We start from the raw sequence: 18,919 nt of genomic DNA on the forward strand, positions 1-18,919 counted from the left end.
GCCTCGACGACGGCATCCTTGGATTCGGCCATCATGACCTCCGCGTCTCGTCGGGAACGGTGTTCCGCATCGCCATCCGGACCAGGCCGGCCACATCCATCTCGTCCAGCGACGCGCCGTCGGGCGCCTCCCGGGCGCCGTCCGGAGCGTCCGGGCCGTCCGGGCCGTCCGGGCCGTCCGCGTTGTCGGTGCCGTTCGGGCCGTTCGGGCCGTTCGGGCCGGGTGTCTCGGCGTCGGCGCGGGCCGTCCGCTCCGGGAAGAGTTCCTCCCGCAGATGCCGGGCGACGGCCACCGGCGTCGGATGGTCGAACAGCAGGGTGGTGGAGAGGGGCAGCCCCGTCGCGCGCCGCAGCCGGTTCCGCATCTCCATGGCGGTCAGCGAGTCGAATCCGGCGAGGCTGAAGGCCCGGTCGCCCCGGATCGTCGCCGGTCCCGCCAGGCCGAGTACGGCCGCGGAGTGGCCTTGGACCGCGGCCAGCAGGGCCTCGTCCAGTTTGCTGTCCGGCAGCTTCCTCAGCCGGGCCGCCAACTCGCCGTCCGGCACCCCGTCGCCGGGGCCGTCCGAGGTCGCCGCGGCCGGGGGCGGGGCGATATCGGGGAGATCGGCGATCAGCCGGCTGGGGCGGGCCGCGGTGAGGACGGGCGCGAAGTCCGCCCACTCGACCCGGGCCACCATGATCCGGGTCTCGTCCCGGCCCAGGGACGCGGCGAGCGCCGCCGTCGCCGCCGCGGGCTCCATCGGCGGCAGCCCTCGTCCGCGGAGGCGTTCCTCGGTTCCGCCGGTGACCAGTCCCCCGCCGCCCCAGGATCCCCAGGCGACGGCGGTCGCCTTCAGTCCGGCCGCCCGGCGCGTCTCGGCCAGTGCGTCGGCGAAGGCGTTGGCGGCGGCGTATCCGCCCTGTCCTCCGCTGCCCCAGACGCCTCCGGCGGCCGACGAGAAGAGCACGAACGCGTCCAGGTCCCGGTCGGCGGTCAGCTCGTGGAGCGCCACGGCGGCGGCCACCTTGGGCCGGAGGACCCGGGCCAGCCGCTCCGGTGTCAGGGATTCCACCAGCCCGTCGGCGAGTACCGCGGCACCGTGGATCACGGCACGCAGCGGATACTCCGCCGGTATGGACGCCAGCACCGTGCGGAGCGCGTCACGGTCGGCGGCGTCGACGGCGGCCACGGTCACCCGCGAGCCCAGCTCCGTCAGCTCCGCCGTCAGCTCCCCGATCCCGGGGGTGTCCGTGCCCCTTCTGCCGACCAGCAGCAGATGGGGCGCTCCGGCCCGGGCCAGCCAGCGGCAGATGTGCGAACCGACCGCGCCCGCGCCGCCGGTGACGAGTACGGTCCCGCTGGGACGCCACTCCTGGTCCGGCGCGTCGTCGAGGGGGGCCCGGGTCAGCCGCCGGCCGTAGACGCCGGAGGCGCGTACCGCGATCTCGTCCTCGCCGTGACCGCCGTCCGCTCCATCGCCGTGCTTCGCGCCGTCGGCTCCACCTCCGGGTACGAGGACCGCGCAGAGCAGATCCGCGGTCCGGTCGTCGAGCCGGGCGGGGACGTCCACGAGCCCGCCCCATCGCTCGGGCCGTTCCAGCGCCACGGCGCGGCCCAGGCCCCAGATCTGGGCCTGTAGCGGATTGCGGACGGTGTCGGCGTGCCCCGTGGCCACCGCCTCCCCGGTCAGACACCAGAGCCGGGCCTCGACACCCGTGTCCTCCAGGGCCTGTACGAGGGCGACGGTGCCCGCGAGCCCGCCGGAGACCGGCTGGTGGGCGGCGGCCAGACCGTCGTCGACGAGCGCGGCGAGGGACAGGACGCCGGTGAACGGTACGGGTGCCTCCTCGTCGGCGAGTACGGCGGAGAGCCGAAGGCCGAGTGCGGTACGGTCCCGCAGCTCGGCCGGCGCCACCTCGCATCGGACCACTCGGGTACGGCGTCGCCGCAGCGCCTCGATCACCGTCTCGGCCACCGGGTCCTGAGCGACCGTCGCAGGGACGACCACCAGCCAGTCGCCGCCGTCGAGCCGCGGGGCCGGTCCGGTGCCGATACCGATACCGATACCGGGCAGCGGCTTCCAGGTCGCGCGGTAGCGCCAGGTGTTCTGTACCGACCGCTCCGTACGGCGGCGGCGCCACGACGACATCGCGGACAGTACGGCGGGCAGGGCGGAGCCCACGGCATCGTTCGGGCCCCCGGCGTCCCCGAGCCCGAGGGTCCTGATCAGCGCGGCCGGGTCCTCCCGTTCGACCGCGTCCCAGAACTCGGCCTCGACCGGATCGGCGACGGCGGCGGCGGCGACAACGGCCGTACCGCCGGTCGCACGGCCGCCCCCGGGGGCGTTGTGGTCGAGGAGCCAGTAGCGCTGATGCTGGAACGGGTAGGTGGGGAGGTCCACGGGCCGTATCGCGGGATAGAACACCGACCAGTCGGCGGACCGATGGATATGGGTGGTGGCGAGGGATGTGAGGATCCGCTGCCAGGTGTCGTCCTCGCGGCGGAGAGTGCCGGTGACCGTGACGTCGGCCGTTCCGGCGGACTCCTCGGCGGTCTCCAGGACAGGGTGGGTGAGGACGGGGTGGGGGCTGGCCTCGATGAACAAGGAGTGGCCGTCGTCCAGCAGGGCCCGGGTGGCGGAGCGGAAGTCGACGGTCGTGGCCAGATTCTCGTACCAGTACGCGGCTCCCATCACCGAGGTGTCCGGCATCGACCCGCCGGCATATCCGGCGACGGAGGAGTAGAACGCCACCGATGCGGGCTGCGGCCGGACCGGGGCCAGGAGGTCCAGCAGTTGGTCCCGGAGGGCTTCCATATGCGGGGTGTGGGAGGCGTAGTCCACCGGAACCCTGCGTGCCCGGATCTCCGCACCCTCGCAGTGGGCGAGAAGCTCCGCCAAAGCGTCGCCGTCCCCCGCGACCACGGTCGCCGAAGGCCCGTTGACGGCCGCGACGAACACCCGCCCGTGCCACCGCTCGACGAGTACCGACACCTCCGCCATCGGCAGGGGGACGGAGACCATTCCGCCAGGTCCCGCCATCGCGGCAATCGTCCGGGAACGCAACGCCACGACTCGGGCCGCATCCTCCAGCGACAGCACACCCGCGATATGCGCGGCCGCGATCTCCCCCTGCGAATGCCCCACCACAGCATCAGCCACCACACCCAGGTGCTCCCACAACCGGGCCAGCGACACCATCACCGCCCACAGAGCAGGCTGAACCACATCCACCCGGTCCAGCCCCGGAACACCCTCAACACCCCGGAGGACATCGACAAGGTTCCAACCCGTGAACGGCTCCAACGCCACCGCGCACTCGCCCACACGCTCCGCGAAAACAGGCGAGGAATCCAACAACCCCACACCCATACCCACCCACTGAGCACCCTGCCCCGGGAACACAAAAACCGTCCGCCCCGTACCCGGCGCCACACCCGACACCACCCGACCCGAAGGCTCACCCGACGACAAAGCCGTCAAAGCCTCCCGATAATCGGCGATCTCCCGGCCGATCACCACGGCCCGATGATCAAAGACCGCCCGACTCGTGGCCAGAGCGTGCCCGACCTCACCCGGCGCCACCCCGGGATACCGGTCCAGGTGGTCCAGCAGCCGCCGGGCCTGCTCACGCAACGCCTCCCCCGACTTCGCCGACACCACCCACGGCAACACCCCATCCGTCACCACCACCGGCCCCGAACCATCCACAACACCGACATCAGTCGCCTCAGGCGCCTGCTCCACAATCAGATGCGCGTTCGTCCCACTCACACCGAACGACGACACACCCGCCCGCCGCAGACGCCCCGTCTCCGGCCACACCCGCCCCTCGGTCAACAACTCCACCGACCCCGCCGACCAGTCCACAAACGACGACGGCTCATCCACATGCAACGACCGCGGCAACACCCCATGCCGCAAAGCCATCACCATCTTGATCACACCACCCACACCAGCAGCAGCCTGCGCATGACCGATGTTGGTTTTGAGCGAGCCCAACCAGAGCGGTCGACCCTCCGGCCGGTCCTGGCCATACGTGGCGATCAGCGCCTGCGCCTCGATCGGATCACCGAGTGTCGTGCCCGTACCGTGCGCCTCGACGACATCGACCTCATCCGGTGTCAGCCGCGCACTGGCCAGCGCCTGCCGGATGACCCGCTCCTGAGACGGCCCATGAGGCGCGGTCAGTCCATTGCTCGCACCGTCCTGATTGACCGCCGAACCACGCACCACCGCCAGCACCCGATGACCGTTCCTCCGCGCATCGGAGAGCCGCTCCAACAACAACAGCCCCACACCCTCCGCCCACCCGGTACCGTCGGCGGCCTCCGCGAAAGCCTTGCACCGACCGTCGGGCGCCAGGCCGCGCTGACGGCTGAACTCGGTGAAGACATCGGGTGCGGCCATCACGGTGACACCGCCGGCCAGGGCCAGATCGCACTCCCCCTGGCGCAGTGACTGCGCTGCCAGATGGACGGCCACGAGGGACGAGGAGCAGGCGGTGTCCACCGTGACGGCCGGGCCCTCGAACCCGAAGGTGTAGGAGAGCCGGCCGGAGGCGACACTGCCCGCACTGCCGTTGATCAGATATCCCTCCAGATCCCTGGGGACGGAGTTGAGCCGGTGACCGTAGTCGCCGTACATGACACCGGTGAAGACACCGGTGGATGTGGCGCGGAGGGTGGTGGGGTCGATCCCGGCGCGTTCGACGGTCTCCCAGCCGACCTCCAGCAGCAGTCGTTGCTGGGGGTCCATGGCAAGGGCTTCGCGCGGGCTGATGCCGAAGAAAGCGGGGTCGAAGGCGTCGGCGTCGTAGAGGAAGCCGCCTTCGCGAACGTACGTCGTACCTGATCGGTCGGGATCGGGGTCGTACAGCTTCTCGATGTCCCAGCCCCGGGTGGCGGGGAACTCGGCGACCGCGTCCCGCCCGTTCGCCACCAGGTCCCACAGATCGTCGGCGGAGCGCACTCCTCCCGGGTACCGGCAGCCGATGGCCACGATCGCGATGGGCTCGTCGGCGGCGAAGGAGGAGGCGACCGCCGGGGCCGGGACGGCCGGGGTGGTGGCCGCCCGGGCGGTCGGGGCGAGTACGGCGTACAGATGCCGGGCCAGGCGCCGCGGGGTGGGGTGGTCGAAGACGAGCCCGGCGGCGAGCCGGAGTCCGGTCGCGGCGTTGATCCGGTTACGGAGCTCGACCGCGGTCAGCGAGTCGAAGCCGAGGTCCTTGAACGCCTGGTCGGCGTTGACGGCGTCGGACGCGGTGTGACCGAGGACGAGCGCGACATGGGTGCGGACGAGGGTGGCGAGGGCGTCCTCGGCCTCCTCGGGCGTGAGCCGGACGAGCCGTTCGCGGAGGGCGTCGTTATCGGTCGCGGCGGCTGCCGATGCGGCGGCTTTACGTATGGGGGCGCGGACGAGCCCCTGGAGGACCGCGGGCAGCGTTCCGGTCCCCAGGTGCGGCCGGAGCAGGGCGGGCACGATCTTCGCGAGGACCGGGCAGGCCGACCTGGTCGCCCGGGCCGCCTCGTAGAGGGCGAGCCCCTCCTCCGCCGTGACGGGTTCGATCCCGAGCCTGGCGAGGCGGGTGAGATCCGCAGCCCCCAGATGGCCGGTCATATCGCTGCTGTCGGCCCAGAGGCCCCAGACCAGTGATGTGGCGGGCAGGCCATCGGCGCGGCGGCTCTGGGCCAGCGCGTCGAGGAAGACATTCGCCGCCGCGTAGTTGCCCTGCCCGGGGCTCCCGAGCACACCCGAGACCGACGAGAAGAGGACGAACTCCGTGAGATCTCGATCGCGGGTCAGCCGGTGCAGATGCCAGGCCGTGTCGACCTTCGGGCGGAACACACGCTCGATGTGTTCCGGCGTCAGGGATGTCACGGTGCCGTCGGCGAGGACGCCCGCGCAGTGCAGGACGGCGGTGAGCGGATGTTCGTCGGGTACGGCGGCGAGCAGTTCGGCGAGTGCGTCGCGGTCGGCGGTGTCGCAGGCGGCGATGGTGACCTTCACACCCAGTTCGGTGAGTTCGGCGGCGAGTTCGGGCGCGCCGGGTGCGTCCGGCCCGCGTCTGCTGACCAGCAGCAGATGGCCGATCCCGGGGGCCGTCGCGTAGCGGCGGGCGAACAGTGCGCCGAGGGTGCCGGTACCGCCGGTGATCAGGACAGTGCCGCCCGGGGCCGGCTCGGGGACGGTGCCGCCGGCTCCGTCGGGCGGGGTCTCCTGGACGAGCCGGGGGGCGTAGAGCCGCTGGTCGTCGTCGCGAAGGGCCAGTTGTGGTTCGTCGCTGCCCAGCGCGCCGCGGAAGGCGTCGGCCGGTACGGCGTTCTCGTCGGCGAGGTCGATCACCGTGAACCGGCCGGGGTGCTCGGTCTGCGCCGTACGGATCAGGCCCCAGGCGGCGGCGTCGGCCGGTCCCGGCGATTCGGTGTCGGGGTGGACCGCGACGGCCCGTCTGGTGAGGAAGACGAGGCGATTGTCGGCCGGGCGGTCCTCGGCCAGCCACGCTCGGACCGTGTCCAGGACGTACCGTACGGCCTCACGCGCGGAGCCGGGGACGTCGTCCGCAGGGGTGGAACGGATCAGCAGTCCGGTGGCGATCACCAGATCGGGTGCGGGGACGCCGTCGTCGGACCCGAGCGTCGCCGGATCCGTACGGTGCTCGACCGCGCTGCCGTCGGGCAGCGCCGCCACCAGTGCCTCGGGCACGACGGGACCCAGGAACACCACCCGGCCGGCCCGCGGGGCCGCCGCGACGGAGGTGGGGGTCCAGGCCAGCCGGAACAGCCGGCCGTCCCCCGCCGGCGTAACGGCCCGCGTCAGCCGCTCCGGGGTGATCGACCGCATGGCCAGCGATGTCACCTCGGCGACGGGCCGCCCGGTGGGATCGGCAAGCCGGAGGCAGAAGGTGCCCGGGGCGGAGGGGGTGATCCGGACCCGCAGCTCCCGGGCGCCGACGGCGTACAGCTCGACATTCGACCAGGCGAACGGCAGGGGCAGCGCGTCGGGGTTCCGCTCCGTGGCTACGGCTCCGATCGGGTGCTGCGCGGCGTCGAAGAGGGCCGGGTGGATACCGAAGACGGGAACGTCCGGGTGCCCCTCGTCCGGCAGCACCACCTCGGCGTACACCTCGTCTCCGTCCCGCCATACCGCCCGTACGCCGCGGAACGCGGGGCCGTACTGGTAGCCGTCGGCGGCCAGGGACGGGTACAGCTGCTCGACTCCGACCGGCACCGCCCGGGCCGGGGGCCAGGCCGTCGGCGCCGCCCATGCCTCCGTGTCCGGGGGTGTGGGTGTCCGGCCGGTCAGGGTGCCGGTGGCATGCCGGGTCCACGGCCGGTCCGGGGTGGCGTCATCGGGACGGGAGTGGATGGTGAGGGCGCGACGACCGTCGCCGTCGGACGGCTCGACCCGCACCTGGAGGTGGACCCCGCCGATGGGCGGCAGCGTGAGGGGCGCTTCGAGGACCAGTTCCTGAAGGTGGGGGGTGTCGATGGCCTGCCCCGCGTGGAGGGCGAGTTCGACGAACGCGGTACCCGGCAGCAACGGGGTGTCGTAGACGGCGTGGTCCGCCAGCCAGGGACGGGTCCGCAGCGACAGGTTCCCGGTGAACAGATGGCCGTCGCCGTCCGCCAGGGCGACGGCGGCGCCGAGCAGTCCGTGGTCGGCGGCCCGCAGTCCGAGGGCGTGGGGGTCGGTGGCGGTGGCGGGGTCCGCCGAGAGCCAGTAGCGCCGGTGCTGGAAGGGATAGGTGGGAAGGTCGACGGCCCGGTCCTGGAAGGTGGGGGGATAGAAGCGGGTCCAGTCGACGGTGGTGTGGGTGTGGGTGTGGGTGGTGGCGAGGGATGTGAGGATCCGCTGCCAGGTGTCGTCGTCACGGCGGAGGGTGCCGGTGACCGTGACGTCGGCCGTATCGGCGGACTCCTCGGCGGTCTCCTGGACGGGGAAGGTGAGCACCGGATGCGGACTCGCCTCGATGAACAAGGAGTGGCCATCGTCGAGCAGGGCCCGGGTGGCGGAGCGGAAATCGACGGTCGTGGCCAGATTCTCGTACCAGTACGCGGCCCCCATCACCGAGGTGTCCGGCATCGACCCACCGGCATACGCGGCGACGGAGGAATAGAACGCCACCGACGCGGGCCGCGGCCGAATCGGAGCCAGCAGCTCCAACAGCTCGTCCCTCAGCGCCGCCATATGCGGGGTGTGGGATGCATAGTCCACCGGAACCTTGCGCGCCCGGATCTCCGCACCCTCACAGTGGACGAGAAGCTCCGCCAAAGCGTCGCCGTCTCCCGCGACAACAGTCGCCGAAGACCCGTTGACGGCCGCGACGAACATCCGGCCGTGCCACCGCTCGACGAGTGCCGAGGCATCCGCCATCGGCAGGGGGACGGAGACCATTCCGCCAGGTCCCGCCATCGCGGCGATGGTCCGCGAGCGCAGTGCCACGACTCGGGCAGAGTCCTCCAGGGACAGCACACCCGCGATATGCGCGGCCGCAATCTCCCCCTGCGAATGCCCCACCACAGCATCAGGCACCACACCCAAGTGCTCCCACAACCGGGCCAGCGACACCATCACCGCCCACAAAGCAGGCTGAACCACATCCACCCGCTCCAGCTTCGGAACACCCTCAACACCCCGAAGAACATCAACCAGATTCCAACCCGTGAACGGCTCCAACGCCACCGCACACTCACCCAGAAACTCCGCGAAAACAGGCGAGGAATCCAACAACCCCACACCCATACCCACCCACTGAGCACCCTGCCCCGGGAACACAAAAACCGTCCGGCCGGGCTCGGGGGCCACCGTAGAGGTGACGCTGTACGGAGACGGCTCGCCGGCGGCCAAGGCCATGAGTGCGTTCCGGTAGTCGGTCCGGTCCCGGCCGATCAGCACGGCCCGATGATCAAAGACCGCCCGACTCGTGGCCAGAGCGTGCCCGATCTCACCGGACGTCACCCCCGGATACCGGTCCAGATGGTCCAGCAGCCGCCCGGCCTGCTCACACAACGCCTCCCCCGACTTCGCCGACACCACCCACGGCAACACCCCGTCCGTCACCACCACCGGCCCCGAGCCATCCACAACACCGGCATCAGTCGCCTCAGGCGCCTGCTCCACAATCAGATGCGCGTTCGTCCCACTGACGCCGAAGGCGGAGATCCCGGCGCGGCGCGGGCGGTCGGCCTCCGGCCAGGCCCGCTCCTCGGTCAGCAGCTCCACTCGACCCGCCGACCAGTCGACATGCGGGCTCGGTTCGTCCACGTTCAAGGTGCGCGGCAGCGTCCCGTTGCGGACGGCCAGCACCATCTTGATCACACCGGCCACGCCCGCGGCGGCTCCCAGATGACCGATATTCGACTTCAACGAGCCCAGCCAGAGGGGACGTTCCTCCGGCCGGTCCTGGCCGTAGGTGGCGATCAGCGCCTGCGCCTCGATCGGATCACCAAGGGTCGTGCCCGTGCCATGCGCCTCGACGGCATCGACCTCATCCGGCATCAGCCGCGCACTGGCCAGGGCCTGCCGGATGACCCGCTCCTGAGACGGCCCATTGGGCGCGGTCAGACCGTTGCTCGCACCGTCCTGATTGACCGCAGAGCCGCGCACGACCGCCAGCACCCGATGGCCATTGCGTCGCGCGTCGGAGAGCCGCTCCAGGAGCAGCACACCGACGCCCTCACCCCAGCCGGTGCCATCGGCCGCAGCGGCGAATGCCTTGACCCGCCCGTCCGGCGCCAGGCCGCGCTGACGGCTGAACTCGGTGAAGACCCCCGGGCTCGCGATGACCGACACCCCACCGGTCACCGCGAGGGAGCACTCCCCCTGGCGTAGCGACTGCACCGCCTGGTGGAGCGCCACCAGGGACGACGAGCAGGCGGTGTCGACCGTGATCGCCGGGCCCTCCAGCCCGAGGAAGTAGGCCAGCCGGCCGGAGATCACACTGGTCATCTTGCCGGTCATCAACAGGCCGTCCATGCCTTCGGGGGCCTGGTGCAGCGGTGCGCCGTATTCGAGCGATACGGCACCGACGAAGACACCCGTTCGGCTGCCGCGCAACGTGGTGGGGTCGATCCCCGCCCGCTCCACCGCCTCCCAGGCCGTCTCCAGCAGCAGCCGCTGCTGCGGATCCATCGCCGTCGCCTCACGCGGGCTGATACCGAAGAATCCGGCGTCGAACTCCCCGGCGTCGGTGAGAAAGCCGCCCCTGGTGACATATGACGTACCGGGCCGGTCCGGATCGGGGTCGTACAAACCCTCCACGTCCCAGCCGCGATCCGTGGGAAAGCCGGAGAGCGCCTCGGTGCCGGACGACACCAGATCCCACAAATCCTCCGGAGAGCCGACACCTCCCGGAAGCCGGCACCCCATGCCCACCACGGCGATCGGCTCGTCCCAGGCCGCACCCGTCACCACGGGCTCCGCATCGGACGTATCGCCCAGCAACTCACCCCGCAGATAACGCGCCAGCACCACCGGAGTCGGATGGTCGAAAACCGCCGTCGCCGGCATCCGCAGCCCAACCGCCTCCATCAGACGGTTGCGCAAGGCGATCGAGGACTGCGAGTCGAAGCCCAGCTCCCGGAAGGTGCTCTCGGGGCGTACCGCCGACGCCCCGGTGTGTCCCAGAACGGCCCCGGCATGAGCGCGTACGACCTCCAGCAGCTCACGCTCCGCCTCGATCGCGGATTTCCCGGCGAACCGCTGTCCGGCATTCGGTCCGGCGCCGGTCGTACGCGCTGCCACCGATGTGTCCGCCGTTCGTCCCGGCGCGGCCGTATCCCCCGCACCGCCCGACGGTTCCAGCCAGAAACGCTCGCGCTGGAAGGGGTACGTCGGCAGATCCAGGTGGGCGGGCCGTATCGCGGGATAGAACACCGACCAGTCGACGGACCGATGGAGATGGGTGGTGGCGAGGGATATGAGGATCCGCTGCCAGGTGTCGTCGTCACGGCGGAGGGTGCCGGTGACCGTGACGTCGGCCGTATCGGCGGACTCCTCGGCGGTCTCCTGGACGGGGAAGGTGAGCACCGGATGCGGACTCGCCTCGATGAACAAGGAGTGGCCATCGTCGAGCAGGGCCCGGGTGGCGGAGCGGAAATCGACGGTCGTGGCCAGATTCTCGTACCAGTACGCGGCCCCCATCACCGAGGTGTCCGGCATCGACCCACCGGCATACGCGGCGACGGAGGAATAGAACGCCACCGACGCGGGCCGCGGCCGAATCGGAGCCAGCAGCTCCAACAGCTCGTCCCTCAGCGCCGCCATATGCGGGGTGTGGGATGCATAGTCCACCGGAACCTTGCGCGCCCGGATCTCCGCACCCTCACAGTGCGCGAGAAGCTCCGCCAAAGCGTCGCCGTCCCCCGCGACAACAGTCGCCGACGGCCCGTTGACGGCCGCGACGAACACCCGCCCGTGCCACCATTCAATCAGAGCCGAAGCGTCTTCGACCGGAAGCGGCAGGGAGACCATTCCGCCATTCCCTGCGATGGCGGCAATGGTCCGGGAGCGCAACGCCACCACCCGGGCCGCATCCTCCAAGGACAGCACACCGGCAATATGCGCGGCGGCGATCTCGCCCTGCGAATGCCCCACCACAGCATCAGGCACCACACCCAAGTGCTCCCACAGGCGGGCCAGCGACACCATCACCGCCCACAAAGCAGGCTGAACCACATCCACCCGCTCCAGCCCCGGAACACCCTCAACACCCCGGAGGACATCAACCAGATTCCAGCCCGTGAACGGCTCCAACGCCACCGCACACTCGACCAGACGCTCCGCGAAGACGGGCGAGGAATCCAACAACCCCACACCCATACCCACCCACTGAGCACCCTGCCCAGGAAAGACAAAGACGGTCCGACTTGTACCACCCGGCGCCACACCCGACACCAACCGACCCGAAGGCTCACCCGCCGCCAGGGCCGTCAGAGCCTCCCGATAATCGGCGATCTCCCGGCCGATCACCACAGCTCGATGGTCGAGCATCGCTCGACCCGCCGTCAGTGCGTGTCCGATCTCGGCAGGCGCCACCCCGGGATGGCGGTCCAGATGGTCCACAAGCCGTCGGGCCTGCTCACGCAACGCCTCATCCGACTTCGCCGACACCACCCACGGCAGCACGCCGTCCGTCACCACGACCGGCTCCGGCGCCGCCGAGCCTCCGGCATCCACCGTCTCGGGTGTCTGCTCCACAATCAGATGCGCGTTGGTTCCGCTGATACCAAAGGCGGAGATCCCTGCGCGGCGCGGGCGGTCGGCCTCCGGCCAGGCCCGCTCCTCGGTCAGCAGCTCCACGCCACCCGCCGACCAGTCGACATGCGGGCTCGGCTCGTCCACATGCAAGGTTCGCGGCAGCTTCCCGTGCCGCAGCGCCATCACCATCTTGATCACACCGGCCACACCGGAGGCCGCCATGGTGTGGCCGATGTTGGTCTTGAGCGAGCCCAGCCAGAGGGGCCGGTCCTCGGGCCGGTCCTGGCCATACGTGGCGATCAACGCCTGCGCCTCGATCGGGTCTCCGAGGGTCGTGCCCGTGCCGTGCGCCTCGACGACATCGACCTCATCCGGCGTCAGCCGCGCACTGGCCAGGGCCTGCCGGATGACCCGCTCCTGAGACGGCCCGTTCGGCGCGGTCAGACCGTTGCTCGCACCGTCCTGATTGACCGCCGAACCACGCACCACCGCCAGCACCCGATGACCGTTCCTCCGCGCGTCGGAGAGCCGCTCCAGGAGCAGTACACCGACGCCCTCACCCCAGCCGGTGCCATCGGCCGCAGCGGCGAATGCCTTGATCCGGCCGTCGGGCGCCAGGCCGCGCTGACGGCTGAACTCGGTGAAGACACCGGGTGTGGCCATGACGGCCACCCCTCCGGCCATCGCGAGGGAGCACTCCCCCTGGCGTAGCGACTGCACCGCCTGATGCACCGCGACCAGGGACGACGAGCACGCCGTGTCCAGGGTGATCGCCGGGCCCTCCAGCCCGAGGAAGTAGGCCAGCCGGCCGGAGATCACACTGGCCGTCTTACCGGTCAACAGATATCCGTCCATGCCTTCGGCGGCCTGGTGCAGCGGTGATCCGTACTCCTGGTTCATGGCGCCGATGAACGCCCCGGTCCGGCTGCCGCGCAACGCGGTCGGGTCGATCCCCGCCCGCTCCACCGCCTCCCAGGCCGTCTCCAGCAGCAGCCGCTGCTGCGGATCCATCGCCGTCGCCTCACGCGGACCGATCCCGAAGAACCCCGCGTCGAACAGGGCCGCGTCCGACAGGAAGCCGCCCTCCCGGGCATAGCTCTTGCCCGGTCGATCGGGATCGGGGTCGTACAGGCCCTCCACGTCCCAGCCGCGATCGGTCGGGAACTCCGAGATCGCGTCGCCGCCGGACGACACCAGATCCCACAGCTCCTCCGGCGAGCCGACACCTCCCGGAAGCCGGCACCCCATGCCCACCACGGCGATCGGCTCGTCCCATGCCGCACCCGTCACCACGGGATCCGCGTCGGCAGTGTCGGCCGTATCGCCCAGCAACTCACCCCGCAGATAACGCGCCAGCACCACCGGAGTCGGATGGTCGAAAACCGCCGTCGCCGGTAGCCGCAGCCCAACCGCCTCCGTCAGACGATTACGCAGCTCGACCGAGGCGAGGGAGTCGAAACCCAACTCGCGGAAGGTGCTGTCGGGGCGTACCGCCGACGCCCTGGCGTGTCCCAGGACGGCCCCGGCATGAGCGCGTACGACCGCCAGCAGCTCACGCTCCGCCTCGGCCGCGGACATCCTGGTGAACCGTCGCCCGCCCGTCGATCCCGCCGCCGTACCCGCCGTGGCGGCGGTAGGCCGGGTGGTACGGGGACGGACGAGCCCGCCGAGTACGGCGGGCACCGGTCCACCGTCCCGGCCCAATCGGGCGACGTCCAGTCGCGCGGGCACCAGGGTCGGCTCGGCACGGGCGAGTGCCGCGTCGAAGAGGGCGAGACCTTGCTCCGACGTCAGCGGCGCAAGGCCCGTCCGGGCGAGCCGGGCCAGATCGGCCCGGTCCAGATCCCCCGTGAGATCGCTCCGCAGGTCCCACAGGCCCCAGGCCAGGGAGAGGGCCGGAAGCCCCCGGGCCCTGCGGTGTTCGGCCAGGGCGTCGAGGAAGACATTCGCCGCCGCGTAGTTCGCCTGTCCGGCGCCGCCCAGCGTGCCCATGACGGAGGAGAACATCACGAACGCCGACAGCTTCCGGTCCCGGGTGAGCCGGTGCAGATGCCAGGCCGCGTCCGCCTTGGGCCGCAGCACCGTATCCAGTCGCTCGGGAGTCAGGGCGGAGACCAGACCGTCGTCGAGTACGCCCGCGGTGTGGACGATCGCCGTCAGGGGATGCCCGGCGGGAATCCCGTCCAGCAGCGCGGAGAGCGCGACGGGGTCGGCGACGTCGCAGGCCACTGCCGTGGCCGTGGCCCCGAGCCCGGTCAGCTCCGCGACGAGTTCCCGTGCGCCTTCGGCGTCGGGCCCGCGTCGGCCGGCCAGCAGCAGACGCCGGGCCCCGTACGTGGCCACGAGATGACGGGCCAGCAGTCCGCCGAGTGTGCCGGTACCCCCGGTGATCAGTACCGTGCCCTCCGGATCCCCCAGCGGTGAGTCGGTGATCACGGTCTCTCCGGCGACCCGGGCCAGCCTCGGTACGAGGATCTCTCCCCCGCGCACCGCGAGCTGCGGTTCGCCGCAGGCCAGCGCGGACGGCAGGATCCGAAGGGAGGACTCGTCGCCGTCGATGTCGGCCAGGACGATCCGGTCGGGGTGTTCCGTCTGCGCGGACCGCAGCAGCCCCCAGACCGCTGCCAGGGCGAGATCGGGATCCGCCCCGGTGCCGGCGGTGACCGCGCCCCGGGTGACGACCGCGAGACGCAGTTCGGCGTATCGCTCGTCGGCCAGCCACGACCGGACCAGGAGTAGCGCCTTGGTCAACTCGGCTCGTACGGAATCGGGTTCACCACCCGAGGTGCCCTCGGCGGGCGGCGGGCAGAACAGGGCGATCTCGGGGCGCCCGCCGGGGTGGGAGTCCGGGGCGGTCGCGGCCAGCTCGGCGCCGAGGGCGGCCAGATCGGTGTACCGCCTGGTCCGGACAGTGTCCGGGACGGACGTGAGACCGAGTCCGTCTTCGCCCACCAGGGCCCATGAGCCGACCGGGCCGCCGTCGGGTTCCGGGGCCGTACGGTGGACCCATTCCAGCCGGAACAGGTCGTCGTGGTGTCCGCCCGACGTCCCGGTCAGCTTGGCCGGGTCCACGGGTCGGAGCGCCAGGGTTGCCACGGAGGCGATCAGGGCGCCTTCCGCGTCGGCGATCTCCACGCCGAACGCGCCCCGGCCCGTCGGTGTCAGCCGTACCCGGGCGTGTACGGCCCCGGTCGCGTACCACCGCACCCCCGACCATACGAACGGCAACCCCAGCGGCCCGGAGTCCGTCACAAGACCGGCGTGCAGGGACGCATCGAGCAGGGCCGGATGGATACCGAACTCCGCCGCCTCCCCCTGCCGCTCCTCCGGCAGCTCCACCTCGGCGAAGATCTCGTTCCCCCGCCGCCATACCGCCCGCACACCCCGGAAGGCGGGCCCGTACTCGTACCCCTCGTCCTCCAGGGCCGGATACAGCTCCTCACCTCTTACCGGATCCGCTCCGGCCGGGGGCCAGGCCGGCGGGACCGCCCATGCCACGGCATCGGGCGGGGTCGACATCCGGGCGGTGAGGGTGCCGGTGGCATGGCGGGTCCACGGCCGGTCACGGCCGGTGTCATCGGGCCGGGAGTGGATGCTGACAGGGCGTCGCCCGGCTTCGTCGTCGGGTTCCCCCACCTCCACCCGAATCTGGACCCCGATGGGTTCCGTCAGCACCAAGGGCTCTTCCAGCGTCAGCTCCTCCAGGGAGTCGGAGCCCACCTCGTCACCCGCCCGCAGCGCCATCTCCACCAGAGCCGCACCCGGCACCACCACCACACCGGTCACCGCGTGATCGACCAGCCATCCGTGCGAAGCCGACGACAGCCGACCCGTCAGCACCGTGACGTCCGACCCGCCCAACTCCACCGCCGCGCCCAGCAGCGGGTGTCGCAGCACCATTTGACCCACCGCGCCCGCGTCCCCCGCGCCACCCGGCCTCTCCAGCCAGAAACGCTCACGCCGGAACGGGTAGGTGGGGAGATCCACGGGGTGGGTGGTAGGGGTGGAGAAGCGGGTCCAGTCGACGGTGGTGTGGGTGTGGGTGGTGGCGAGGGATGTGAGGATCCGCTGCCAGGTGTCGTCGTCGCGGCGGAGGGTGCCGGTGACGGTGACGCCGGCCGTTCCGGCGGACTCCTCGGCGGTCTCCTGGACGGGGTGGGTGAGGACGGGGTGGGGGCTGGCCTCGATGAACAAGGTGTGGCCGTCGTCGAGCAGGGCCCGGGTGGCGGAGCGGAAGTCGACGGTGGTGGCCAGGTTTTCGTACCAGTACGCGGCCCCCATGGCCGAGGTGTCCGGCATCGACCCGCCGGCATATCCGGCGACGGAGGAGTAGAACGCCACCGACGCGGGCCGGGGCCGGACCGGGGCCAGCAGCTCCAACAGCTCGTCCCGCAGCGCCGCCATATGCGGGGTGTGGGAGGCATAGTCCACGGGAATTCGCCGCGCCCGGATGTCCACGCCTTCGCAGTGCGTCAACAACTCTTCTACGGCATCGATGTCACCGGCGACCACCGTGGCGGTGGGGCCGTTGGCAGTGGCGACGGTAAGCCGTTCGCGCCATGGCCCGATCAGGGCCGACGCCTCCGCCACGGCTAGCGGCAGGGAGACCATTCCGCCGGGTCCGGCCATGGCGGCAATGGTCCGGGAGCGCAACGCCACCACCCGGGCCGCGTCCTCCAGCGACAGCACACCGGCAATATGCGCGGCGGCAATCTCCCCCTGCGAATGCCCCACCACAGCATCCGCGGTAACCCCGAAGTGCTCCCACAACCGGGCCAGCGACACCATCACCGCCCACAAGGCGGGCTGCACCACATCCACCCGATCCAGCCCCGGAACACCCTCAACACCCCGGAGGACATCAACCAGATTCCAGCCCGTGAACGGCTCCAACGCCACCGCACACTCGCCCAGACGCTCCGCGAAAACGGGCGAGGAATCCAACAACCCCACACCCATACCCACCCACTGAGCACCCTGCCCCGGGAACACAAAAACCGTCCGCCCCGTACCACCCGGCGCCACACCCGACACCACCCCACCCGAAGGCTCACCCACCGCCAGAGCGGCCAATCCGTCCCTCAGATCCCCCGGATCCCGGCCGATCACCACGGCCCGATGATCAAGGACCGCCCGACTCGTGGCCAGAGCGTGCCCGATCTGACCAGGCGCCACCCCGGGATACCGGTCCAGGTGGTCCAGCAGCCGCCGGGCCTGCTCACGCAACGCCTCCCCCGACTTCGCCGACACCACCCACGGCAACACCCCGTCCGTCATCACCACCGGCCCGGACCCGCTCGGACCATGGACGTCCACCACCTCAGGCGCCTGCTCCACAATCAGATGCGCGTTCGTCCCACTCACACCGAACGACGACACACCCGCCCGCCGCAGACGCCCCGTCTCCGGCCACACCCGCCCCTCGGTCAACAACTCCACCGACCCCGCCGACCAGTCCACAAACGACGACGGCTCATCCACATGCAAGGTTCGCGGCAGCTTCCCGTGCCGCATCGCCATCACCATCTTGATCACACCACCCACACCAGCAGCAGCCTGCGCATGACCAATATTCGACTTCAACGACCCCAACCAGAGCGGTCGGCCCTCGGGCCGGTCCTGGCCGTACGTGGCGATCAACGCCTGCGCCTCGATCGGGTCACCGAGCGCCGTACCCGTACCGTGCGCCTCGACGACATCCACATCTCGCGGAGTGAGCCCGGCGCCCTTGAGTGCCCGACGGATCACCTGTTCCTGGGAGAGGCCGTTGGGTGCGGTCAGCCCATTACTCGCGCCGTCCTGATTGACCGCCGAACCACGGACCACCGCCAGCACCCGATGGCCATTCCTCCGCGCATCGGAGAGCCGCTCCAACAACAACAGCCCCACACCCTCCGCCCACCCGGTGCCGTCGGCGGCCTCCGCGAACGCCTTGCACCGACCGTCGGCCGACAAACCCCGCTGACGGCTGAACTCCACGAACATGCCCGGTGTCGCCATCACGGCGGCACCGCCGGCCAGGGCGAGATCGCACTCGCCGTCGCGGAGCGCCTGGACCGCCATATGCGTCGCGACCAATGACGACGAACACGCGGTGTCGACCGTCACCGCGGGGCCCTGGAGACCGAGGACGAACGAGACCCGGCCCGATGCGACGCTCGCGGTGTTGCCGGTCAGCCGATAGCCGTCGTATCCGGCGGCACCGTCGTGCAGCGGGGGGCCGTAGTCCTGGGTCATCGCGCCGATGAACACCCCGGTCTGGCTGCCGCGCAACGAGGTGGGGTCGATCCCCGCCCGCTCCACCGCCTCCCAGGCCGTCTCCAGCAGCAGCCGCTGCTGCGGATCCATCGCCGTCGCCTCACGCGGACCGATCCCGAAGAACCCCGCGTCGAACTCGGCCGCCCCGGTCAGAAAGCCGCCCTTGGTGACATACGACGTACCGGGCCGCTCCGGATCCGGGGCGTACAGACCCTCCACGTCCCAGCCCCGGTCCGCGGGGAAGTCGGTGATGGCGTCGACACCCCGGTCGACAAGGCGCCACAGGTCCTCCGGGCTGCGGACACCGCCCGGGTAGCGACATGACATACCGACGATCGCGATGGGTTCGCGGGCGGACTCCTCCAGCTCGCGCACCCTGCCACGCAGGGCCCGCGCGTCGTCGACGGCGCGTCGCAAGTAGGACCGGAGCTTGTCGACGTCCTCCACCAGGGCCTCCCCAACAATTGCTCGGACGAACGAATG

At 71.1% G+C, this 18,919-nt stretch carries 1 protein-coding gene; it reads right to left on the minus strand.

The genetic code is table 11. The annotated features are described in order from the left end of the window. Nucleotides 1-31: 31 nt before the first annotated feature. Nucleotides 32-18,901: a type I polyketide synthase gene (locus tag ACFXG1_RS07065; RefSeq protein WP_384741521.1), complete on the minus strand. Its 18,870-nt coding sequence runs from the start codon at nucleotides 18,899-18,901 to the stop codon at nucleotides 32-34. Between the last annotated feature and the right edge of the window lie 18 nt (nucleotides 18,902-18,919).

Source organism: Streptomyces sp. NPDC059248, from assembly GCF_042753905.1.
Taxonomy (GTDB): domain Bacteria; phylum Actinomycetota; class Actinomycetes; order Streptomycetales; family Streptomycetaceae; genus Streptomyces.